Below are 22939 nucleotides of genomic sequence, written 5' to 3' on the forward strand. Positions count from 1 at the left end.
ACGGATGCGAAGCCCGGATGACAGGCGCGACAATTTGTCTGTTACGGGTTGTGACAGTCATGCGTCGCCGATAGGCCGGCATGTGACAGGGCTCAGATCGCCGACGCGACCTTTTCAAGTCCGATCATGCGCGCCAGTGCACGGACTTCGCGCTTCTGATCCTCACGCAACTGGAACAGCAACGGCATAGCAGCGGACTTGAGCTGCTGTACCTCGTCGCTGTCGGGATCGATCGGCGGCGCGCCGGCTGACGGACTGGCCTGTTTGGTCTCGTGGATCCTGCGCGCCACGTTGCGCAGCGCCGCTTCGACGCCGGGCCAGTAGGATTCCTGCGACGCGGTCAGATTGAGCCGGCTCTTGATCGCCGAAATCTGCGCATCGCTAAGCAGCGTATAGGTCTTCTGCACCGGCTTGGCAGCGGCCTTGGGCTTGGCGGTCGGCTGCGGCACCACGATCGGGGCAAGCACCGTCGAACCGGGCACTTCGATCGGACTGTCGGATGCAAAGGCCTGGCGCAACGGACTGACGTCAACGCTCGGGACCTGCTGCGGATCGAGCGACGCCATCATGGCGCCGGCCAATGGCAACTTGTCTTTCTTGCCTTGCGTATTGGAAACCGGTCCGCGCGACACCGCGACCGAATTTTGCGCGGCACTGTCGTCATATGACAGCGACAGCGATGGGATGCTATCGCGACCGAGGATGCTCGCAACAGCCACGCCGGTCAGCAACAGGCAGCCCAGCACAAGAAGGGTCAGCGCACGCGTCAAGCCAGTCTCCGAAATTCAGGACCACCAGAGGTACCTGTCCTCACAAATGGAGATTAATTATGGCCTAACCATACCAGAACGGTGCGATAATACTCACAGAGGCTCAGGCGGCGTTGGCGAGAACATAGGCTTCCTGGATATCGCTCACGATATCGGAAGCTTCCCACAGCGCATCCGGAGCGACCGATTGCATGCTGATGGTCCAGTTTGCGCCCTTTCCGGCGCGGGGCGTGCTGACGATGTCGAACTGCACCTCGCGGCACAGCGGATGACGGCCGAAAGCTGCGGCCACGCGTGCCTTGATCTCCTCGATCGTAGCCGGCGTCTTCGCGAAATAGGCTTCGATATCCATGATGGCCCCTGAATCGGTTGATTCCCGATCGGGGCATTGTTGGTTCCACAGGATTTAACGAATGGTTAATTTTGCTGCGCCGCTGGCAGATTGATACCACCCCGGCCGGAGTGGGCTCAGCCCAGCAGTTGATCGAGCCGGTCCCGGAGCTGATCCTGATGATAAGGCTTGGCAAGCCGCGGCAGATCGAGCTGAGCGCCTTCGGGCAAATCCGCGTAGCCAGTGGCGAGCAGGACCGGCAGCGACGGCCGCATTTCGCGGGAATAAGCCGCAAGCTCGATGCCCGTCATGCCGGGCATCATGTGATCGGTCATCATCAGATCGAGCGGCTCGTCGCTTTTCAGAATCTCCAGCGCATGCCGCCCCGAAGTCGCGGGGATCACGCGATGGCCGAGATCCTCCAGCATCTCCGTCGTCGACATCGCGATGAGGGGATCGTCATCGACAAACAGGATCACGGCAGAGCGCGCGGCATGGCGCATGACATGGGCCGTATCGACCGCCTCCGGCTTCCTGTCGGTGACCGGCAGCACGAGGGTCGCCGTCGTTCCCTTGCCGACGACGCTTGAGAGATCGAGCGTGCCGCCGAGCTGTACGGCCAGACCGTGCACCATGGACAGACCGAGACCAGTCCCCTTGCCAACCGGCTTGGTCGAGAAGAACGGTTCGATCGCCTTCTTCAACGTCTCCGGCGACATGCCGGCGCCATTGTCGATGATCGATACCTTGAGATAGTCGCCGGGCTTCAGAATCGGGTCGCCCTTGCCGACCCTATGCTTCTTCACCTTGATATCGATGGAGCCGCCGTCCTGCATGGCGTCGCGCGCATTGATCGCGAGATTGAGGATGGCGAGTTCGAGCTGATTGGGATCGATCTGCGCCCGCGGCAGATCGTCGGGAATATCGAGGCGCAGCGCCACGCGCGGCCCGAGCGAGCGCTCAAGCAGATCGCTCATGCCGCGGACCAGCGCGCCGAGATCGACGGCCACCGCTTTCAGATCCTGCTGCCGTGCAAAGGCCAGCAGCCGCTGCGTCAGTGAGGCGCCGCGTTCGGCGCCCTGCATGGCACCATCGACCAGTCGTTTCAGGCGCGGATCATCCGGCATGCGCTTGCGCAGCAGATCGAGATTGCCCATCACCGCCATCAGCAGATTGTTGAAGTCATGCGCGACGCCGCCAGTGAGCTGGCCGATGGTCTCCATCTTCTGCGCCTGGCGCAGTTGGTCCTGCGCCTTCTCGCGCGCCGCAACTTCCTTCATCAGGTCGTTGCTGCGTTCCTCGACGCGCTGTTCGAGCGTCGCCGTAAGCTCGGCAAGCGCAGACCGCTCCGCCGTCAACTGCTCCAGCAAGTTGTCGCGATCGATATCGGCGGACTTTCGCGCCGTGATATCGACGGAGACGCCGACGAGCGTTTTCGGCTTGCCGTCAGACCCACGGACCATGCGCGCACGCGTCTCGACCCAATGCACCGAGCCGTCCGGCCAGATATTGCGGTATTCGACATTGTAGTCCGCGCCGGCCATTAGCGTCGCATCGAGCGCCTGCTGGCGTTGCTCGCGATCATCGGGATGAACCGCGGCCTGCAACTCGCTGAACGTGAATGACTGATCCGGCCGGCGGCCGAAGCATGCCTTGGTCGTATCCGAGACCTCAAGCCGAAGTTCGGGCAGATGCAGTTCGAGCGTGCCGAGCCGTCCCGCATCGAGCGCCGTCTGCAGCAGCCCCTGACTGTCGCCGAGATCTTCGAGAATGGCACGCGTCTGATATTGACGCCGGCGCGCGCGGACGGCCGAACCGACGATCGAAATCAATGTGGTCGGGTGAAACGGGCGCTCGATGAACGTCACATTGCCGAGCAACTGTCCGAGCCGCGCGGCATCCGGGTTGCGCTCCGGTCCGCCGCCCTGACGTGTCAGCAGGATGATCGGGAAATCGGACCACGACGGCTGATCATGCAGCCAGCTGCCGAGGCCGCGCAGATCAACGGTCTTGATCGCCTCGTCAGCAATGACAGCCACGCCGGCGCCGCCCTTGATCTCGTCGAGCAGCGTCGGAAAATCCGCGCAGGGTTGCGCGTAAAAACCGGCCTCGCGGATTAATGCCGCAGCCACTGCAGAATCGCGCCCTGTGGGAGCAAGGATGACAGCGCGCTCGGAGGAACGCCCCGGTTTCACGCCGAGGATCCCTCAAGCAGAGAATTTTGACCGTTGTAAATGGGTACGCCACGCAACACGCCCTGGAATTCGCTCAGCGGCGCGCCGATCGTGAGGCCTCGCCCGTCGATCCGGTACTCGCGAATGGTCGACTCATGCGCACCGGTTCGCTTCTTGATCACGGACATCGCACGGCGAACGCTGCCGCTTGCTTCGAAGTAACGGAGCAGGATCACGGTATCGGCGAGATAGGTGACGTCCACCGGCGCCTTCATATCGCCGACGAGGCCGTGCTGCGCCACCGTCATGAAGGTCGCTGCGCCCCTGCGGTTGAGATATTGCAGCAGCTCATGCATGTGCAGGATCAGCGAGTTCTCTTCCGGCATCGAGGCCTGATAGCCATTGAGACTGTCGATCACGACGGTCTTGATGTTGTGCTCGTCAATCTGACGACGGACGCGATGCGCGAATTCACCGGGCGACAATTCGGCGGCATCGACCTGTTCGACAAACAGATGTCCGCTTTCCTGCATGGCAGGCAGATCGATTCCGATCCCCTTCATGCGATCGAACAGCAGTCCAAGCTCCTCGTCGAAGATAAACATTGCAGCCTTCTCGCCGCGCTTCACCGCTGCGACTACATTGACGATCGCAGTGAGTGATTTGCCCGTGCCCGCGGGCCCGAGAATCAATGTGCTCGAGCCTGTTTCGATGCCGCCGCCCAGCAATTGGTCGAGTTGCGCAATGCCGCTCGACTTGGTCTTGCGATCCATGCTGTTGCGGAATTCGGATGCGACCAGCCGAGGAAAAACGTTAAGGCCGCCTGTGGTGATGGTGGCATCGTGGTAGCCGCCGCGAAACTTGACACCGCGATATTTGATCACCCGCGCACGCCGACGCTCCGCGCCATAGGAGGGCGCCAGTTCTTCGAGCCGCAGCACGCCATGCGCGACGCTGTGCACCGTCTTGTCGGCCACTTCCGCCGTGAGGTCGTCGAGCAACATCACTGTCGTGCCGAATTTTGCGAAGTAATGCTTGATGGCCAGTATCTGGCGGCGATAACGCAACGAGCTCTGCGCCAGCAGCCGGATTTCCGACAGGCTGTCCAAGACGACCCTGCTCGGCTGGGTGCGTTCCACGGCCTCGAATATCTGCTTGGTGGTTTCGCCGAGTTCGAGGTCGGACGAATAAAGCAGGCTCTGTTGCTGATCCTCGTCAAGCAGGCTTTCCGGCGGCAGGAGCTCGAAAACTTCAATGCTCTTGTCGAGGGTCCAACCATGGGACGCTGCGCCATCGCGCAACTCACTATCCGTTTCGGATAGCGTGATGTAGAGACCCTTCTCTCCGATCCGCGCGCCCTCCAGCAAGAACTGCAAGGCGACCGTGGTCTTGCCTGTCCCCGGCGCGCCTTCGACGAGAAAAATGTGACCTCGGGAGAATCCGCCGGAGAGGATATTATCCAATCCCCAGATGCCGGTCCTGGCTTTGTCGTCCTGCACGTGCGTCGAACTCATACTGCCCCCTGACGCGCGATAACCGGGGCAATATCAATCGGTTCCCTGTCCAGGACAAAAATTCTAAAAAGCGCGGTCTTCAACGTTTCTCAATGACCAGGCTCTGCACCGCCCGGCCGAAATAACCATTGATATCGGCGAGCTTCGACGCAGCAAGACCGGCGCCATCCGGCCCGATCCAACTCTCCCCGTCCAGCAAGATCCAGTCGCCCACCGGCGGACGTGACAGGCTCACGGTGAGGTCGGCATTCAGGAAGGTCCAGTCGTCGAAACTCAGCACCGGTGACGAGCCGTTGCTGAAGTCGGCCGCGATCACCGCACGCATCACCTGCGAGAGGCCGGCGCCTTCGACGATCGGCCGGTTGGCCCGGTACCAGATCGCTCCCGGCCCCAGCGACAGGAAGCCGCCGCGCACCGCGCGAATGGTCATGCCTGTGACGAAGGGACTGCTGGCGTAACGTGGCTCCAGCAATCCACCCTGATCCGGCGGCGGCACCGTGACCGGCGGATCGGCGATCTCCGACGGAAGCGCCTGCGCCTCCGCCCTGATCTTCAGCACCGTCGCACGCACCACCACGGTGCCGTTCGCCATGAGACGAATGCCACACAGCTGAATCTTGCGACCCTCGCGCAGCACTTCCGTCTCGAAAGTGAGCGGCGCCACCGGCACCGGCCGTAACAAGTCGATGGTGACACGCGTCACATGCATCGGGCTTGCGGTGGGCATCTGCTCGGCCAACCACGTCACCAGCGCCGATGGCGCCGAGCCGTGCTGCATGGTCTCGTTCCACGGACCCGCAGCATGCGGGCTGGTGACGACATGGTTGCCGTCCACGCGATAGATGGCGTCCATCAGATCGGCCTTCTCAATGCAGGATCAGAGCGGCGGATCGATCGCTTCGTCATATTCCTTCTTGAAGCGCGCAACGAGCTCGGCCACCGGCACGACCTTCGACACGCTGCCGATGCCCTGGCCGCTGCCCCAGATCTCCTTCCAGGCCTTTGGCTTGGCACGCTCGCCACTGGCGTCGGTGCCGAAATTCATCTTGGTCGGATCGGACTCCGGCAGATTGTCCGGATCCATGCCGGCGGCGACGATGGACGGCTTCAGGTAGTTGCCGTGAACGCCGGTGAAGAGATTCGAATAGACGATGTCTTCCGAGCCGGAAGCCGCGATCATGTCCTTGTAGCCAGGCACCGCATTCGCTTCGGTAGTGGCGATGAAGGCCGAACCGATATAGGCGAAGTCGGCACCGAGGATACGCGCGGCGCGAATGGCGCGACCATTGGCGATGGCGCCCGACAGTGCGATCGGACCGTCGAACCACTGCCGGGTCTCGGCGACGAACGCGAGCGGCGAGATCTCGCCGGCATGACCGCCGGCGCCTGCCGCAACGAGGATCAGGCCGTCAGCGCCCTTCTCAATCGCCTTGTGCGCGAAACGCTGATTGATGACGTCGTGAAACACGATGCCGCCCCAGGCATGGGCCGCCTGATTGAGTTCTTCACGCGCGCCAAGCGAGGTGATCATCATCGGCACCTTATGCTTTTCGCAAAGTGCCATGTCCTGCTCGAGCCGGTTGTTGGACTTGTGCACGATCTGGTTGACCGCGAAGGGTGCGGAGAGCCGATCCGGATGCGCCTTGTCATGCGCGGCGAGTTCTTCCTTGATCCGGTGCAGCCATTCGTCGAGCAGCGCCGCCGGACGTGCATTCAGCGCGGGAAACGCGCCGACGATACCGGCCTTGCACTGCGCGATGACGAGATCCGGCACCGAAATGATGAACAGCGGCGAACCGATCACGGGCAGCGACAGGCGGTTCTTGAACAAAGCCGGCATCGACATGGGAAATTCCTCGACTTCTTTTCTTGATTTGTGCGCGATCCTGCGCGCCTGCCCCCGGTCGATCCGGGTGCGGGCGGACGATGCCAGAAGCGTGGGGCGGATGGCAATTGCGCTGCGGGAGAAAAAAGCCGGACCCCGAGCGGTGTTCGTCCGGTAGGCGGAATAATGGGGCACCACATTATCCAGGTGGCGCCCCATTATCAGGATGACTGATCGATTATCGGCAAGCGCCCGATCAAGCCGGATCTGACATCGTCACACGGTTCTTGACGCTGGGACGCTCGTTCATCCTTGCGTACCAGGCGTGGAGAGCCTCGTACTCCGCAGGCACCTCGAGCTTCACGAGACCGGCGAAGATCAAACCGCCAATTACCGTGATATCGGCCATCGAGAAAAAATTGCCGGCGATGAATGGCTGCTTTTTCAACACCCCGTCAAAGTACGCCATTCCCCTGAGCGCCTTGTCGCGCTGGCGGAAACCCCACTCGGCATTTTGATAGATCTCGACGTGGGGTCCGAGCCCCGGTGTTGCGTGATGGAAATAGACACTGATGGCGTCGAGCAGCTCCAGCTCGGCACGCTTGCTCATCATGTGGATCAAGCCCGTGTCGCGCGGCGTGCCGCCGGTGAGCGTGGGGGAGCCGTCAAGTCCGTCGAGATATTCGGTAATGGCGGTGCACTCGGCAATGAAAGTGCCGTCGTCGAGTTCGAGCACCGGCAGCGTGCCTGAGTAGTTCTTGGCGAGAAACGCCGGCTTCTTGTGCTCGCCTTTCGTGAGATCGACCGACACGAAATTGATGCGCGATCGGAGGTTCTTCTCGGCCACCGCGATCCGGACGCGCGCCGGGTAAGGCCCCGTACTCCAGTCGTGAATCGTCATCATCGGGAGCTTTATCGCGTCATCATTGGAGATCTGAGTATTCATTAGCTTATCCTACCTATCAGTTGGTAGAGTGATTTACGGCTTTGATTTACGGGCGTCAACGTCTATCTATCACTTGGTAGGCCGTAAACACGGGGTTGTGAGACCGGGATATGAGTTCAAATTCCAGAGAAGCCATCCTGGCGGCCGCGAAACTGACTGCGCAGGCCCATGGCTATAGCGGCCTGAATTTCCGCGATCTCGCGGCAGAGGTCGGCATCAAGGCCGCGAGCATCTACCACCACTTCCCGAGCAAGGCCGATCTCGGCGCCGCCGTCGCCAGGCGCTATTGGGAGGACTCGGCCGCCTATCTGGAGACGCTGCTGGCCGAGTCCACCGATCCGGCCGCGTGCCTGCGCCAATATCCCGGCACCTTCCGCAAGGCGCTGGAGAGCGGCAACCGCATGTGTCTGTGCAGCTTCATGGCCGCCGAATATGACGACCTGCCGGAGCCGGTGAAGAAAGAGGTCCGGACTTTCACCGATATCAACGTGGCATGGCTGAGCAAGGTTCTCGTCGCTGTAACCGCGCTGAGCCCTGAGAAGAGCGAACCGCGCGCGCGCGCCATCTTCGCCGCCATCACCGGCGCCCAGCTGATGGCAAGAAGCCGCGCTGATGTCTCGCTCTATGACACGCTCATCGAGAGCTATCGCGCAGCGGGTCTGTTGCCGGCATAGACCTACTGGCAGAGCGCCTGGGTGACGTAATTTTCCGTCTTGCAATCGCCCGGCTCCGGCGCACGGCCGGGGATCATGGCCCTGGGCGAGCAGCTTTGCGCGGCGTCGGTGTCGAGGCTCTTGCCGTCCTTGAAGCCCTTGCTCTGACACAGTTTGTCTGAGGCCGCCTTGCAGTCCGGTGCGCCATTGGCAGCGACCGGACAGACTACCCTTCCCTTCACCACCGTGTTTAGCTTGGTCAGGCTGTCGGTGCCGAGCGACGGCATCGCGGGCAGTGACGGTAGCAGCGAGGTGGAATTCTTGAACAGCTTGCCGATCTCGTTGAACAGGCCGGGATTCTCGGGCGCCGGGGGCGGTGACGGCGGCGGCGCCTGTTCAGCCATCGGAGCCGGCGCGAAAGCCGCGGCAGGCGGGGGTGCGGCCGAGGGAGCCGGGACAACCTGAATCGTGATCGACTTCTGCGGAGCCGGCTGCTGCTGCATCGCCTGCGACCAGGCGCACATCGTAGCTGCGCCCACGGTCAGCACCGCGATCGCAGCGACGACGCAGTTGCGGGTTACCGGAGCCAACAGACGGGTCAAATCGAACATGATGCGGAACGTATCCCGGCACCTGCGCCGGGGGAAGCATTCAGATCTAGAACAGCCGGAATGCGATGATGAAGCCGAGCACCAGAACGCCGACACCCAGCGCAACCCACAGACCCAGACGCTTCTCGATGGTCTCGCGAATCCATACGCCGTACCGGTTGAGCAGGATGGCGACGACATAGAAGCGCACGCCACGGGCAACCACCGACAGCGCGATGAACATCCAGATATTATAGTTGGCGAAACCTGACGTGATGGTGACAAGCTTGTAGGGGATCGGCGTCAGCCCCTTCAGCAGGATGATCCATGCGCCATATTCGGCATAGCCGGCGCGGAATGCCTCGACCTTGTCGCCATAGCCATAGAAATGAATGACCCATTGGCCGACGGAGTCATACAGCACCGCGCCGATGAGATATCCCACCACACCGCCAAGCACTGAGGTAATGGTGCAAATGCCCGCATAGAGCCAGGCCTTCTGTGGCCGGGCCAGCGCCATCGGAATCAGCATCACATCCGGCGGCACCGGAAAGAACGAACTTTCCGCGAAGGACACGATGCCCAAAATCCAGAGGGCATAAGGCTTGTGGGCGGCGTCGATACACCAGTCATACATTCGTCTGAGCATGGTTCGCGATGAACCATCCTGACGCCGATTTGTCTATGGCTGGGCTGACACGCGCGAGACGAAAAGCTTAACTCAACTTGCGAAGGCGACGACCTTCGAGCGCGACAATTGGCCGCCGCGCAGCGCTTTGCTCGATGGATTTGGGCCGTTTCGGCGGTTTCGGGAGCTTTTCGGCGATACCGAGCATGTCTTCACGCCGGCTCATCTCGGCCCAGACCTGCTCAGGACGCACGCCCGCAGCCGCCCACAATACAGTCAAATTGTAGAGAAGATCGGCGCTTTCGCGGATCACGGCGTCAGGTTTGCGGTTGATCGCATCGATGACGACCTCGATGGCTTCTTCGGCGAGCTTCTTCGCCATCTTTTCCGGCCCCTGCTGATAAAGCCGGGCCGTTCGCGAGACCGAGGGATCGAGATCCTTGGCCGCGATCACCGCCTGATAAAGCCGGTCGAGCGAATCACTCATGCAACTACACTATCCCAAAGCCGTGGCCAGCGCGTTAACGGCTGGCATTCAAGTGTCTGCAACGACGTCAAAACGCCGGCCGCAAGCGCGACCGGCGTTTGATAGTTAAGTGACAGTTGCATGACGGAATAAGTTGTGACCGATCGCGAACTACCAGGTCATACGACGCGAATTATCGTAACCATGACCACCGCCGTAGCCGCGGTACGGTACGCCACCGTAATAGGCAGGACCGCCGTCATAATAGGCTGGGCCACCGCCGTAGTAGCCGTAGCCCGGGCCATTATCGTAGTAATAGTCACGACGGCTCTGCGTTGCAGCGATCGCGCCAATGGTACCGACGATGGCGCCAAAGGCCGCAAGGCCGGCGGCATTGCCGCCACCGCGATAATGGCGACGACGGGCGCCGCTGAAATCGGTCGCATCGCTCGTGCCGTGAGTTGCAACAGCCTGGCCCGTGCTCTTGGCGACAGGCGCCGCGATTGCTCCGGTCGGCGCAATTGCCGAGATGGTCATGGCCGCAACACTCGCCACGATGGCGGCGCGACCAGTCTTATTAAACAATCCATTTCGTACGAACATCTCAATGTCCTCCGTGGTCGTCTGGCCCTGTGGGCCTCTGTATAGCCAACCACTTCGGCCACTATGAGTTCCCCAACCCCAACGGCAGCTGAACGATCGGTGTCCAAATCGGGGCAGTCATCTCCCGTTCAGCCTTTTACGGTTAGAAACGACGCGCAAGATGTCGCACCATGGCGCCATCAATCAGACATGCCCGGCGGGGTAACTGCCGGTCCGTCAGTCGTTAAGTATCTTGATGCCCAGAAACGCGACCAACATTTCCCGGCGGCATGTCCTCCTCTCGCTGAGTGCGCTGGGCTCCGTCGCTTTTTGCGCATCATCGGGACAGGCCGCCGACGACAACAAGGCAACTGACGACAAAGCACCGACCAATATCCAGTTTGCGCTCGATCGCGCAGTCGATGCGATTGCCGCACCTTTCGTGCTCGCCGATGCCCGCGGCCTGTACCGGGCCGAGAACTTGAATGTAACCACCACCGTGGCCGCGGGATCGAAGGAGGCCATCGCGCGGATCGCTTCCGGCGCCTGCGACATGGCGCTGGCCGATCTCAATGCGTTGATCCGCTATCGCGGCGATTCCGATGCCGCGACAGTGAAAGCCGTCTTCGTGCTGCTCAATGTAGCCCCCTACGCCATCGTCGCCCGCAAGAGCCGCGGCGTGATCTCGCTCGGTAGCCTTGAAGGAAAAGTGCTTGGGGTCGCTGATCGCGATCTCGCGATCCGGCTATGGCCGGCACTGGCCAAGCGCAACAACATCAAGCTTGCAGCCGTGAAGCTGGAGAGGATCAGCGCCGCGGTGCGCGAACCGATGCTCTCGGCCGGTCAGGTCGATGCGGTCACCGGCTTCTCCTATCTCTCGGCGGTCAACCTGCGCGACCGCGGCGTCCCCGCCGATGACTTGGCGGTGTTTCGTTTCGCCGAGTTCGGCTCCGCCGCCTATGGCCTCGCGCTGATCGTCAATCCGAAATTCGCTGCCGCCAGACCTGAGGCCGTGAAAGCATTCATTCGCGCCGTCACCGCCGGGACGCAGTTGGCGATCCAGGACCCGGCCAAGGCGATCACCGACGTCATGACCCAAATGGAGAATGGTTCGCGCGACCTTGAACTGACGCGGCTCCACATTGCCATTACCGACAATATCCTGACCGACGACGTCCGCCGCGACGGGCTGGGTGGCATCGACGCCGCGCGCTTTGAGGCGTCACTCAACGAGATCGCCGAAGATTTTACCTTCAAGAAGCGCCCCTCAGCCGCGGACATCTTCGACGACAGCTTCCTGCCGGGCTCGGTCGGCCGCAAGATGAACTGAAGAAGTTCAACTGAACAACTTTTCCCGAAGCTGTATTCGGCTGCCATCCCCGCCTAGACTGTGCGCAATCGGTTATCCCGTTCGCGCTGCGCTGAGTGACCTCCCATGATCCGTCTTTACACCCGTGTGCTGGAGCTGCTCGGCAAGGAGAAGCGCCTCGGCTGGATCCTTGCGGGCGCCAACCTGCTGCTCGCCGGCGCGCAATTCGCCGAACCGGTGCTGTTCGGCCGGATCATCGATGTGCTATCCGGCAATCTCTCGACGGCCGCAATGCAGACGGACAGCGCATCGCCCTGGCCGCTATTGGCGGCCTGGGTTGCGTTCGGCCTGTTCACCATCGTCTGCGGCGCGGTGGTGGCGCTTCATGCGGATCGCCTCGCGCATCGCCAGCGCCAGGCGGTGCTAACCGATTACTTCGAACACATCATGCAATTGCCGCTGACCTTCCACACCGGCACGCATTCAGGCCGCCTGATGAAAGTGATGCTGGCCGGCACCGATGCCCTGTGGCGCGTCTGGCTCGGCTTCTTCCGCGAACATTTCGCCTCCATCGTCTCGTTGTTCGTGCTGCTTCCGCTGTCGATCTATCTCAACTGGCGGCTGGCGATCCTGCTCGTGATCCTGTGCGTCGTGTTCACGGTGCTGACCACAATGGTCGTACGCAAGACGTCGGGCATGCAGAGCGACGTCGAGGAGCATTACGGCGACCTTTCCGCGCGTGCTTCCGATGCCCTGGGTAACGTCGCACTGGTGCAGAGCTTCACGCGCATCGATGCCGAGGTGCAGGGTCTGCGCGGCGTCTCCAGCCAGTTGCTTGAAAAGCAGATGCCGGTGCTGTCGTGGTGGGCCCTGGTCTCGGTGATGACCCGCGCCTCCACCACCATCACGGTGCTGGCGATCTTCACCGTCGGCATCGCGCTGCATCAGCAAGGTCTCACCACCGTCGGCGAGATCGTGATGTTCGTCAGTTTTGCGACGATGCTGATCCAGAAGCTCGAACAGGTGGTTTCCTTCATCAACACCATCTTCATGGAAGCGCCGCGGCTGCGCGATTTCATGAACGTCCTCGATGCCGTGCCTGCGGTGCGCGACCGTATCGACGCCATGGATCCCGGCCGGCTGCAGGGCATGGTCGAATTCAACGACGTGTCGTTCTCCTATGACGGCAAGCGGCCGGCCATCGCGGATCTGTCCTTCACGGCGCTGCCCGGCGAGACCATCGCCCTCGTCGGCGCCACCGGCGCCGGCAAATCCACCGCTATCGCACTGCTGCACCGGGCCTTCGACCCGCAATCCGGCATCATCTCGATCGACGGTATGGATGTCCGCGCACTCACCCTGTCGGGCCTGCGCCGAAACATCGGCGTCGTGTTTCAGGAGGCGCTGCTGTTCAATCGCTCCATCGCCGACAACCTGCGCGTCGGCAAGCCGGATGCGACGGACGAAGAGTTGCGCATTGCCGCTGCCCGCGCCCAGGCGCTCGATTTCATCGAACGCAGCGATAACGGTTTCAACACCAATGCCGGCGAGCGTGGTCGCATGCTGTCCGGCGGCGAGCGGCAACGGCTGTCGATCGCCCGTGCACTGCTGAAGGATCCGCCGATCCTGATCCTTGACGAGGCCACCAGCGCGCTCGATGCCGTGACCGAGGCCAAGCTCAACGTCGCTCTCGATGAAGTGATGAAGGGCCGCACCACCTTCGTGATCGCGCACAGGCTGTCCACCATCCGCAACGCCACGCGCATCCTCGTATTTGAGAACGGCCGCGTGATCGAAGCGGGAACTTTCGATGAACTCGTGATGCAGGGCGGCTATTTCGCCAGTCTGGCCGCCGCCCAATTCATGGTCCAGGAGGACGCACGCGCCAGCATGGCCCTGCCCGATGTCGCCGAACCCCTTTGATGTCTTTGGAGAACCGGTCGAAATTTGGCCCCTTTCATCACCGATTTAACCGGCTCGCCACTGTTCTGATGCTCTCGGCCGGTATAGGTTTGCAGCCGTCACCGCGTGACGGCAGACCGACATGAGAGCCCCGAACCTCAAATCCAAGAATTGCTGCGCGCGGTGCTGGAGCACTGCAGGCGGGCCGCAAAGGACCGGAATCGGATAGTGCAGTTTCACTTCGCATCGCGCCGCCTGCTATCACTCAACTGGTTCATTCTCGCCGCGGCACTTGCGCTCGGCGTGACTGCGCCGCGCACGGCCAGTGCTGAAGCGCTTCTGCTCGTCGAAGCCGATACCGGCAAGGTCCTGCAGGCCGAGAACGCGACCTATCCGTGGCACCCCGCCTCCGTCACCAAGCTGATGACGACCTATGTCACGCTGCAGGCGGTGAAGCAGGGACGCATCAACCTCGACACGGTGGTGACCGTGTCGCCGATCGCCTCCGCACAGTCGCCATCGAAGATGGGCTTCAAGGCCGGCACGCAGGTCACCATCGATAACGCGTTGAAGATGATGATGGTGAAGTCGGCCAACGACATGGCCGTCGTGCTCGCCGAAGGCGTCGGCGGCTCCGTCGACGGATTTTCCGCGATGATGAATGCCACGGCGCAGAAGCTCGGCATGACGCAAACCCACTATGTCAATCCGAACGGCCTGCCCGCGGACGAACAGGTGACCTCGGCGCGCGACCTCGCGATCCTTGCGCGTGCGATCATTCGCGACCTGCCGGAATACGAATATTTCGTCCATATTCCCGCGATCAAATTCGGCCGCCGCATCACGCCGAACTTCAACAAGCTGATCGGCCGCTATCCCGGCGCCGACGGCATGAAGACCGGTTTCATCTGCGCCTCCGGCTACAATCTTGTCGCCACCGCCACCCGTGGCAACAAGCGGCTGATCGCGGTGGTGCTCGGCGCCTCGTCCGGCCAGGCGCGCGCCGTCAAGGCCGCGCAGCTGCTGGAACGCGGCTTCAACACCGGCACAGGCGGCCTGACCTGGCTGCAGCCGGCGCTCGGCACCGTGGATGCCCTCGCACCGATCGACGCCGCACCGCCCAACCTGCGCGACGAGATGTGCGGACCGAAACGTAAGCGCCCGGCCAGCGACGCCGATGATGAAGTCGTCGCCAGCAACGAAGCCAGCAGCCAGGCCATGTCGTTCTTCACCGCCGGTCTGCAGCCGCCAACGCTGCGCCCGGTCGACATGATCGCCGCGGCCGCCGCACCGGTCGAGCCGGTGATCGTTTATATTGGGCCGAAGAAGACCGGCGCCGACCTGATCGCCGCCAATGCGGTGGAAGAAGCCCGGCAGACGCCGAAGCCCAAGGGCAAGAAGGGCACCAAGACCGCGGCCAAGAAGCCTGACGCGGCAGCCGACAGCAAGGACGCCAAAACCGCGGCATCGGCCGAGGCAAAAACGGCCGCGAAACCTGCGGCCAAACCGGCTGCAAAACAGGCAGCGGTGAAACCGGATGCAGCCGCGCCGAAACCGGCCGCTGCAGCTAAGCCAGCCGCCGCCAAGCCCGCGGCTGCCAAGCCTGCCACGGCAGCCACCGCCGCTCCGGCCACAACGCCGGCCAAGCCGAAGGCAGCGGCCAAACCCGCACCGAAGGCTACCACCGGCGAAGCCAAGCCGGCTGCGGCAGCTCCGCGCACTTAGACCTTCGTCGACAAGGCTCAACTATCATCGTTAACGCGGCCGGTTTCCGGCTGCGTCATGTTGCGCCGCGCCTTGCTATCAAGGGCAGCTTTGCTCAATACTTCGACGAAATAATCAAATCGAGGGGGAAGTGTCATGGAGCGTATCTGGCTCAAACAATATCCGGCAGGCGTGCCGGCCGATATCGACGTCAGCCTGTATCCGTCGCTGGTCGATCTGCTCGAAGAGAGCTTTGCCAAATTCCGCGATCGCAAAGCCTTCATCTGCATGGACAAGTCGATCACCTATCGTGAGCTCGACGAAATGTCCCTGGCGCTCGGCGCCTATCTGCAGAGCAAGGGCCTCGCCAAGGGCGCCCGTGTCGCGCTGATGATGCCGAACGTGCTGCAATATCCGATCGCCACCTCCGCGGTGCTGCGCGCCGGCTATGCTGTGGTCAACGTCAACCCGCTCTACACCCCGCGCGAGCTCGAGCATCAGCTCAAGGATTCCGGTGCCGAAGCCATCATCGTGCTGGAGAACTTCGCCTCCACGGTGCAGCAGGTGATCGCCAAAACCAATGTGAAGCACGTCATCCTTGGCAGCATGGGCGACATGCTCGGCTTCAAGGGCGTGATCGTCAATCTCGTGGTCCGCCGGGTAAAGAAGATGGTGCCGGCTTACGAATTGCCGGGCGCTGTCTGGTTCAACGATGCAGTCTCTGCCGGCCGCAGCATGAAGATGAAGAAGCCGGTGCTCGGGCCCGACGACGTCGCCTTCCTGCAATATACGGGCGGCACCACCGGCGTTTCCAAGGGCGCGACGCTGCGCCATCGCAACATCCTGGCCAATGTGCTGCAGAATGATGCCTGGCTGCAGCCGGCGCTGCGCAAGCCGCCGCATGTGGACCAGCTGTTCATCGTCTGTGCGCTGCCGCTCTATCATATCTTCGCGCTGACGGCCTGCTTCCTGCTGGCCGTGCGCGCCGGCGGCGTCAACCTCCTGATCCCGAACCCGCGCGATATGCCGGGCTTCGTGAAGGAGCTGATGAAGTATCAGGTCAACAGCTTCCCGGCCGTCAACACGCTCTATAACGGATTGCTGAATACGCCCGGTTTCGACCAGGTGGATTTCTCCAAGCTGAAGATTTCCAACGGCGGCGGCATGGCGGTGCAGAAGGCGGTGGCCGAGCGCTGGCTGAAGACGACCGGCTGCTTCGTCGCCGAAGGCTACGGCCTGTCGGAAACCTCGCCGACGCTGACCTGCAACCCGGCCGATGTCGATCAGTTCAACGGCTCCATCGGCGTGCCGGTGCCGTCGACCTGGATCTCGATCCGCGACGACGACGGCAACGAAGTCCCGCTCGGCGAGCCTGGCGAGATTTGCGCCAAGGGTCCGCAGATCATGTCGGGCTACTGGAACCGGCCGGACGAGACCGCCAAGGTGATGACCGCGGACGGCTTCTTCCGCACCGGCGATATCGGCATCATGAGCCCCGACGGCTTCACCAAGATCGTTGATCGCAAGAAGGACATGGTGCTGGTCTCGGGCTTCAACGTCTATCCGAACGAGGTCGAGGACGTCATCGCCAGCCATCCTGGCGTGCTGGAATGCGCCGTGATCGGCGTGCCCGATCCGAAGACCACCGAGGCGGTGAAGGCCTTCGTCGTCAAGAAGGACCCGAACGTCACCGCCGAGGACATCATCAAGTTCTGCGGCACCCAGCTCACCAACTACAAGGTGCCGAAACAGATCGAATTCCGCACCGCTTTGCCGAAGACCAATGTCGGCAAGATCCTGCGCCGCGAACTCCGCGACGAGAAGAAGCAGGCCTCAGCGGCCTGACACACTGCTATAGGGTGGGCCCGCTCTCGCATGGCCCACCCTATGGACTTCAGCATGGCTGCAACGACTCCCGCCGACATCATCGCCTTCTGGACAGACGCCGGCTGGGACCGCTGGTACGCCAAGAACGACGATTTCGATGCCGAGATCACCCGCCGCTTTCGCGCGCTGTGGGATGAGGCCGTCGCAGGCAACCTTGCGTCATGGGAGGCCAGTGACGAGGGCACGCTCGCGCTGATTCTCGTGCTCGACCAGTTTCCCCGCAACATGTTCCGCAACGACCCGCGTGCCTTTTCCAGCGATCGCCTCGCTTGCGACCTCACGATCAAGGCCGTCGCGCGCGGCGTCGATCAGCGCGTCGACCAGCAGATGCAGCAGTTCGTCTATATGCCGCTGATGCATTCGGAAGACATCGCCGATCAGGAGCGCTGCTGCGCGCTGTTTCGCGCCACCGGCGAGACCGACAATCTGAAATTCGCCGACGAGCACGCCGACATCATCCGGCGCTTCGGCCGTTTCCCCCACCGTAACCGGGTGCTGGGGCGCAGCACCACGCCCGAGGAACAGGCGTTTCTGGATGCCGGCGGCTTCGGCGGGTAGAATTGGCCTCCGACCCTCTTCGTCATTGCGAGGAGCGAAGCGACGCGGCAATCCAGTCTTCCCTTGTTGCTTTCTGGATTGCTTCGCTACGCTCGCAATGACGAAGATGAGAAGCCCCTGCCTTGCCTTTGAGCGCCCCTCAATATTGCCCGCGTCATGCAGCCGGTCTAAACACACTCACCCTTACTTTCAGGAGAGATCGACGATGACCATTCAAGTTGGCGACAAGCTGCCCGAGTCCAAGCTCCGTGTCATGACCTCCGAAGGTCCGGCCGTGAAGACCACCGACGACATCTTCAAGGGCAAGAAAGTGGCGCTGTTCGCCGTCCCCGGCGCCTATACCGGCACCTGCCACAAGATGCATCTGCCGAGCATCTTCCTCAACGCCTATGCCATCAAGGACAAGGGCGTCGACACCATCGCGATCATCTCCGTCAACGATGTGTTCGTGATGAACGCCTGGAAGAAAGATACCGATCTGCGCGACGAAGCGGTGTTCCTCGCCGACGGCAATGCCGACTTCACCAAGGCGATCGGCATGGAGCTCGACGCATCCGGCAACGGCCTCGGCATCCGCTCGCATCGCTATTCGATGCTGGTGGAAGACGGCAAGGTGACCAAGCTCAACCTCGAGCCGGCACCGGGCAAGGTCGAAGTCTCCGGCGGCGACACGCTGCTGGGTCAGCTCTGAGCTGATCTGGTTTCCCCTCCCCCCTTGCGGGGGAGGGTGCGTAGGCGGCCTTTGGCCGCCGTTCTTGAAAAGAGACGCCGATGCAAAGCATCGGCTATGGCGAAGCGAAGGCGGGAGAGGGGTAGCCACAAAGTACAGCGCTTGCGGCTACCCCTCTCCCGTCTTGAACGCACTCCGTGCGTTCAATCCACCCTCTCCCGCGGCGCGCAGCTCCGCTGCGCTGGGGGAGAGGGGAAGAAAAGAACTACCGGCCCCGGTTCTCCGCCAGCCCGTCCCGCGACAGCTGATCGGCACGCTCGTTCTCGGCATGGCCGGCATGGCCCTTGACCCAGTGCCAGCGCACGTCATGGGTCTTCAGCGCGGCGTCGAGGCGCTGCCACAGGTCGACATTCTTCACCGGCTTCTTGTCCGACGTCTTCCAGCCGTTTTTCTTCCAGCCGTGAATCCAGCTCATGATGCCGTTGCGCAGATACTGGCTGTCGGTGTGCAGATCCACCGAGCACGGCTTCTTCAGCGCTTCCAGCGCCGAGATCGCCGCCATCAGCTCCATGCGGTTGTTGGTGGTGTGCGCCTCACCGCCCTTCAGCTCCTTCTCGGCATCGCCGAAACGAAGGATCGCGCCCCAGCCGCCGGGGCCGGGATTTCCCGAGCAGGCGCCGTCGGTATAGATCGTCACAGGCGTCGCAGTGGTCACGCGGGCTGCCTCGCCGCTTCGACGCCGTAGTCGGCCATCGACGTCACCGACTGGTGGAAGCGCAGCTTGCGGACATACTCGACCGGATCCTTCGGCTTCACGAAGGCGCCTTCCGGCACATTGAGGAAATCCACGAGACGCGTGAGCAAGAAACGGATCGACGCACCCCGCGCCAGTAGCGGAAACGCCGCGCGCTCGGCACTGGTCAACGGACGCACCGCCTCATAGGCATTGAGGAAAGCGCGCGCCTTGGTGGCATTGAACGACAGATCCGGCTCGAAGCACCAGGCGTTCAGGCAGATCGCCACGTCATAGGCCAGCATGTCATTGCAGGCGAACGGGAAGTCGATCAGGCCGGAGAGCTTGTCGCCAAGAAAGAACACGTTGTCCGGAAACAGATCCGCATGGATCACGCCTTCCGGCAGACCGGTTGGCCAATGCGCGGCAAGATAGTCGAGTTCGGTCTGCAGGAAAGCGCGCAGCCCAGGCTGAACCGTATCGGCGCGCGGTGCCGCGAGTGCGAGCAAACCGCGCCAGCCATCGACCGACAGGTTGTTCTTGCGCACCAACGGGAAATCGCGCCCGGCGACATGCATCCTCGCCAGCGCTTCGCCGACACCGGCGCAATGCATCGCGTTGGGACGACGCGGCCACATGCCTTCGAGGAAGTTGATGATCGCGGCGGGCCGGCCGGCGAGCGATGCATAGACCGCACCGTCGCGATTCTTCTGCGGCTGCGGGCAATTCACGCCACGCGCGCAGAGATGCGCCATCAGACCGAGGAAGTAAGGCAGGTCATCCGCTTCGACGCGCTTCTCATAGAGCGTGAGGATATACGCGCCCTTGGAGGTGTGCATCAGGAAGTTGGAATTCTCGACGCCTTCGGCGATGCCCTTGTAGGAGAGCAATTCGCCGACATCGTAGCTCTTCAGGAAGTCCGCGAGATCATCGGCGGCAACATCGGTATAGACCGCCATCGCGGTTACGCCGCGGCCTCGGGACGCAGCGAACGCGGCAGCGGGAAGAATTCGTTTTCTTCAGCAGCCGACACCGTCTCCACATGCAGCTCATAACGCTGCGCGAAGGCGTCCATGATCTCTTCGACGATCACTTCCGGCGCCGAGGCGCCTGCCGTGATGCCGAGGCTGGTGATGCCCTCGAACATGCTCCAGTCGAGATCGCTGGCGCGCTGTGCCAACACCGAAACCCTGCAGCCCTCGCGCTCGGCCACTTCGCGCAGACGCTGCGAGTTCGACGAGTTCGGCGCGCCGACTACGATCAGCGCATCGACCACCGGCGCCACCTTCTTCACGGCAAGCTGGCGGTTGGTGGTGGCGTAGCAAATGTCTTCCTTGTGCGGCCCGTTGATCGTGGGGAAGCGGCTCTTCAGCACTTCAACGATCTCGGCGGTGTCGTCGATCGACAGCGTAGTCTGGGTCACGAAAGCGAGATTGTTCGGATCCTTCGGCTGGAAGGTCTGGGCGTCTCCAGCGGTCTCGATGAGCTGCACGGCGCCTGGCGGCAGCTGGCCGACGGTGCCGACAACTTCCGGGTGATGCGAATGCCCGATCAGCAGGATCTCACGGCCGCGCTTGAAGTGGATCGCCGCCTCGCGGTGCACCTTGGTCACCAGCGGGCAGGTCGCGTCCAGCGAGAAGAAATTGCGCTGACGGGCATCCTCGGGAACCGATTTCGGCACGCCGTGGGCGGAAAATACTACCGGCGCGGAGGTATTGTCCGGGATTTCGGCGAGTTCCTCGACGAAAATCGCGCCCTTGGTCTTGAGACTGTCCACCACATACTTGTTATGGACGATCTCATGCCGGACATAGACCGGTGCGCCATGGATCGCGAGTGCGCGTTCGACCGTATCGATCGCCCGGACCACGCCTGCGCAGAAGCCGCGCGGCGAACAAAGAACGATTTTCAGGGACGGTTTGGTCGTCATATCGGGGCGATCCAGGGGCCTGGGCACCAAAATGGCAGGTGCGATGGGTCAGATTGGCAAAATTCAGCCAAAGAGCTTGTCTGAATAAGGACTTGGGGCCGGTTTGCGGCGCTGTCAAGGCCGAACTGCCGGGCATTGCGCGGTTGCCCTCTGACAGATTATATAGAGCCTTAATTCCCGTCATCACCGATGACCAGACGGCTTCGCCTCCGAAAGAGGTGGGCGAAGCGCAAAGGAGATGTGCCATGAGCAATGCCCCGCTGATGCCAAAGGCGACGGCCGTGTGGCTGGTCGACAATACGGCGCTGACCTTCGATCAGGTCGCCGATTTCACCAAGATGCACCCGCTCGAGATCCGCGCCATTGCCGACGGCGACGCCGCCCAGGGCATCAAGGGCATGGACCCGATTTCCAACGGGCAGCTGACCCGCGATGAGATCGAAAAGGGCGAGAAGGACAAGAATTATCGGCTCAAGCTCGAAGAGAGCAAGGTGATCCTGCCGCCAGCCGCCAAGAAGAAGGGCCCGCGCTACACCCCGGTGTCGCGCCGTCATGAGCGCCCGAGCGCGATCCTGTGGCTGGTGCGTAACCATGCCGAGCTGAAAGACAGCCAGATCATGCGCTTGGTCGGCACCACCAAGACCACCATCGCCTCGATCCGCGACCGCACCCACTGGAATGCCTCGACCTTGACCCCGATGGATCCGGTGACCCTCGGCCTATGCTCGCAGATCGAACTCGATTTCGAAGTGCAGCGCGCGGCCAAGGAAAAGCCGACCGACCAGGCTTACGGCGGCGCGACCCTGCTGCCCGCGTCGGAAACCACCCGCAAGGACGAGCTGGAGACCGCCGAGAGCGGCAGCGGCGACCTCAATGTCGATGCCGTGTTCGCCAAGCTGAAGGGCATCGGCGGCGGCAAGAAGCAGGACGACGACGAATAAGCGGCTGCGCTGCGCACAGATGCGCGGCGGTAATAACAGAATTGAAAACGCGGCGGTTCATCCCGCCGCGTTTTTTTTGTTTCAGGTGATGCGCCGCCCACTTACGCCAGCGGGCGACGGATGCTGACATTGATGCTGCCGTCATCGTCATATGCCACCAGCTTGCCGATGAAATTCGAGAACGACGTGGCGACTTCGATGAAGCAGCCCTGTCTGTCGATCATGTAAGCGAGGACGTCGTCGGCATTCTCCAGGTTCACGCCTGCATCAGCCAGTTCGCTGATGTCCGGGATGACCTCGTGATCGACGAAGTAGATCTTGCCCTTCGCCTTACCCTTGTAGATTTCGACGATCGGATCGCCGCCGTGACTTTCCGCCACCGGATAGCAGAAGGCACGGAAGGCCTTGTCCCAGAGATCGGCGTCGGCGAGGAACACGCGCAGGTCGTTGTATTCGAAGCCGGTGTCGAGACCGCGGAGGTAGCGCACCGAATCGAATGTCTCGACGCCATCGGCCAGCGGGCTGGCTGTGTCGAGATCGAAATAGAAGCCGTTATGCGCTTTCAGAAACGCCGTATAATCGGACGAGAATTCGATGCCCTGCTCCGCGGCAAAGGCCGCTATGGCTTTGTCCATCACCGGCTTGAATGTCATCGCATCGGGATAGTCTTCGAACCTGAACTCGTTCGCCATCATGTACTCCGCTTATGCGTTAGGGATCCCGCCTGAGCGGTGCCTTCCTTGGTGCTGCAGAGGTAAGGCAAGGTTCATGGCCGCGCCCGACGCATAATCTTCACTTTCCAAACGCCATCGAATCCTGCGACATC

The 22939-nt window shown here is 62.0% G+C and carries 23 protein-coding genes; 8 read left to right on the forward strand and 15 right to left on the reverse strand.

The genetic code is table 11. From position 1 onward, the window contains the following. Nucleotides 1–92: 92 nt before the first annotated feature. The 7 genes from BLW80_RS07075 to BLW80_RS07105 all read right to left on the reverse strand — a co-directional run bounded on the left by BLW80_RS07075 (nt 93) and on the right by BLW80_RS07105 (nt 7515). Nucleotides 93–770 (reverse strand): hypothetical protein, encoded by a 678-nt coding sequence (locus BLW80_RS07075; protein ID WP_093757440.1) that lies wholly within the window; start codon nt 768–770, stop codon nt 93–95. 103 nt (nt 771–873) lie between these two features. Next, nucleotides 874–1122, reverse strand: coding sequence for a hypothetical protein (locus BLW80_RS07080; RefSeq protein ID WP_068729285.1), 249 nt, complete (start codon nt 1120–1122; stop codon nt 874–876). 116 nt (nt 1123–1238) lie between these two features. After that, nucleotides 1239–3233: a hybrid sensor histidine kinase/response regulator gene (locus tag BLW80_RS07085; protein WP_244528028.1), complete on the reverse strand. Its 1995-nt coding sequence runs from the start codon at nt 3231–3233 to the stop codon at nt 1239–1241. 59 nt (nt 3234–3292) lie between these two features. Further along, complete coding sequence (locus BLW80_RS07090) at nt 3293–4789, reverse strand: ATPase domain-containing protein (RefSeq protein WP_089267662.1); 1497 nt, start codon at nt 4787–4789, stop codon at nt 3293–3295. Between the two features lie 79 nt (nt 4790–4868). Then, a complete protein-coding gene (locus BLW80_RS07095) occupies nt 4869–5642 on the reverse strand; it encodes a thioesterase family protein (protein WP_093757442.1) in 774 nt (257 codons plus the stop codon). Nucleotides 5643–5666: 24 nt separating this feature from the next. Further along, nucleotides 5667–6635 (reverse strand): NAD(P)H-dependent flavin oxidoreductase, encoded by a 969-nt coding sequence (locus BLW80_RS07100; protein WP_068729293.1) that lies wholly within the window; start codon nt 6633–6635, stop codon nt 5667–5669. 235 nt (nt 6636–6870) lie between these two features. Next, nucleotides 6871–7515 carry a glutathione S-transferase gene (locus tag BLW80_RS07105; RefSeq protein WP_093758151.1) on the reverse strand — a complete coding sequence of 215 codons (645 nt, stop codon included), beginning with the start codon at nt 7513–7515 and terminating at the stop codon, nt 6871–6873. 155 nt (nt 7516–7670) lie between these two features. On the opposite strand from BLW80_RS07105, the gene BLW80_RS07110 reads away from it, so the two are divergent. Continuing rightward, complete coding sequence (locus BLW80_RS07110; protein WP_093757443.1) at nt 7671–8234, forward strand: TetR/AcrR family transcriptional regulator; 564 nt, start codon at nt 7671–7673, stop codon at nt 8232–8234. A gap of 2 nt (nt 8235–8236) precedes the next feature. On the opposite strand, the gene BLW80_RS07115 is transcribed toward BLW80_RS07110, so the two are convergent. From BLW80_RS07115 to BLW80_RS07130, 4 genes are all read right to left on the reverse strand, one after another. Next, on the reverse strand, nt 8237–8824 hold the full coding sequence (locus tag BLW80_RS07115) for a hypothetical protein (protein WP_068729297.1): 588 nt from the start codon (nt 8822–8824) through the stop codon (nt 8237–8239). 46 nt (nt 8825–8870) lie between these two features. Then, nucleotides 8871–9452, reverse strand: a complete 582-nt coding sequence (locus BLW80_RS07120; protein ID WP_089267665.1) for a YqaA family protein — start codon at nt 9450–9452, stop codon at nt 8871–8873. 67 nt (nt 9453–9519) lie between these two features. Continuing rightward, entirely contained in the window at nt 9520–9918 is a 399-nt protein-coding gene (hisE, locus tag BLW80_RS07125) for a phosphoribosyl-ATP diphosphatase (RefSeq protein ID WP_089267666.1), read from the reverse strand. A 150-nt stretch (nt 9919–10068) separates the two neighbouring features. Continuing rightward, the gene (locus BLW80_RS07130; protein ID WP_093757444.1) at nt 10069–10500 is read right to left on the reverse strand and encodes a hypothetical protein; all 432 of its coding nucleotides are present in this window, start codon (nt 10498–10500) and stop codon (nt 10069–10071) included. A 235-nt stretch (nt 10501–10735) separates the two neighbouring features. On the opposite strand from BLW80_RS07130, the gene BLW80_RS07135 reads away from it, so the two are divergent. From BLW80_RS07135 to BLW80_RS07160, 6 genes are all read left to right on the forward strand, one after another. Beyond that, nucleotides 10736–11809, forward strand: a complete 1074-nt coding sequence (locus BLW80_RS07135; RefSeq protein WP_093757445.1) for an ABC transporter substrate-binding protein — start codon at nt 10736–10738, stop codon at nt 11807–11809. A 105-nt stretch (nt 11810–11914) separates the two neighbouring features. After that, nucleotides 11915–13711, forward strand: coding sequence for a glucan ABC transporter ATP-binding protein/ permease (locus tag BLW80_RS07140; protein ID WP_093757446.1), 1797 nt, complete (start codon nt 11915–11917; stop codon nt 13709–13711). Between the two features lie 207 nt (nt 13712–13918). Then, a complete protein-coding gene (locus BLW80_RS07145; RefSeq protein ID WP_093757447.1) occupies nt 13919–15415 on the forward strand; it encodes a D-alanyl-D-alanine carboxypeptidase family protein in 1497 nt (498 codons plus the stop codon). Nucleotides 15416–15550: 135 nt separating this feature from the next. Continuing rightward, nucleotides 15551–17239 (forward strand): long-chain fatty acid--CoA ligase, encoded by a 1689-nt coding sequence (locus BLW80_RS07150; protein ID WP_089267671.1) that lies wholly within the window; start codon nt 15551–15553, stop codon nt 17237–17239. A 54-nt stretch (nt 17240–17293) separates the two neighbouring features. Further along, a complete protein-coding gene (locus tag BLW80_RS07155; RefSeq protein WP_244528030.1) occupies nt 17294–17839 on the forward strand; it encodes a DUF924 family protein in 546 nt (181 codons plus the stop codon). A 205-nt stretch (nt 17840–18044) separates the two neighbouring features. Further along, a complete protein-coding gene (locus BLW80_RS07160; RefSeq protein ID WP_089267673.1) occupies nt 18045–18530 on the forward strand; it encodes a peroxiredoxin in 486 nt (161 codons plus the stop codon). Between the two features lie 244 nt (nt 18531–18774). Here the strand turns inward: BLW80_RS07160 and rnhA are convergent, their stop codons facing one another. Genes rnhA through ispH form a run of 3 tightly spaced genes read right to left on the reverse strand, consistent with a single transcriptional unit; the run spans nt 18775 to nt 21172 of the window. Further along, complete coding sequence (gene rnhA / locus BLW80_RS07165; protein WP_089267674.1) at nt 18775–19224, reverse strand: ribonuclease HI; 450 nt, start codon at nt 19222–19224, stop codon at nt 18775–18777. Beyond that, the gene (locus BLW80_RS07170) at nt 19221–20201 is read right to left on the reverse strand and encodes a homoserine kinase (RefSeq protein ID WP_093757449.1); all 981 of its coding nucleotides are present in this window, start codon (nt 20199–20201) and stop codon (nt 19221–19223) included. Before BLW80_RS07170 ends, rnhA begins: the two co-directional genes overlap by 4 nt. Nucleotides 20202–20206: 5 nt before the next feature. Then, entirely contained in the window at nt 20207–21172 is a 966-nt protein-coding gene (gene ispH / locus BLW80_RS07175) for a 4-hydroxy-3-methylbut-2-enyl diphosphate reductase (RefSeq protein WP_089267676.1), read from the reverse strand. Between the two features lie 245 nt (nt 21173–21417). On the opposite strand from ispH, the gene BLW80_RS07180 reads away from it, so the two are divergent. Next, entirely contained in the window at nt 21418–22113 is a 696-nt protein-coding gene (locus BLW80_RS07180; protein ID WP_093757450.1) for a DUF1013 domain-containing protein, read from the forward strand. 101 nt (nt 22114–22214) lie between these two features. On the opposite strand, the gene BLW80_RS07185 is transcribed toward BLW80_RS07180, so the two are convergent. Further along, nucleotides 22215–22805, reverse strand: a complete 591-nt coding sequence (locus BLW80_RS07185; protein WP_170849602.1) for an SMI1/KNR4 family protein — start codon at nt 22803–22805, stop codon at nt 22215–22217. Nucleotides 22806–22939 lie beyond the last annotated feature (134 nt).

It is taken from the genome of Tardiphaga sp. OK245, assembly GCF_900108575.1.
In the GTDB taxonomy this organism is placed as follows: domain Bacteria; phylum Pseudomonadota; class Alphaproteobacteria; order Rhizobiales; family Xanthobacteraceae; genus Tardiphaga; species Tardiphaga robiniae.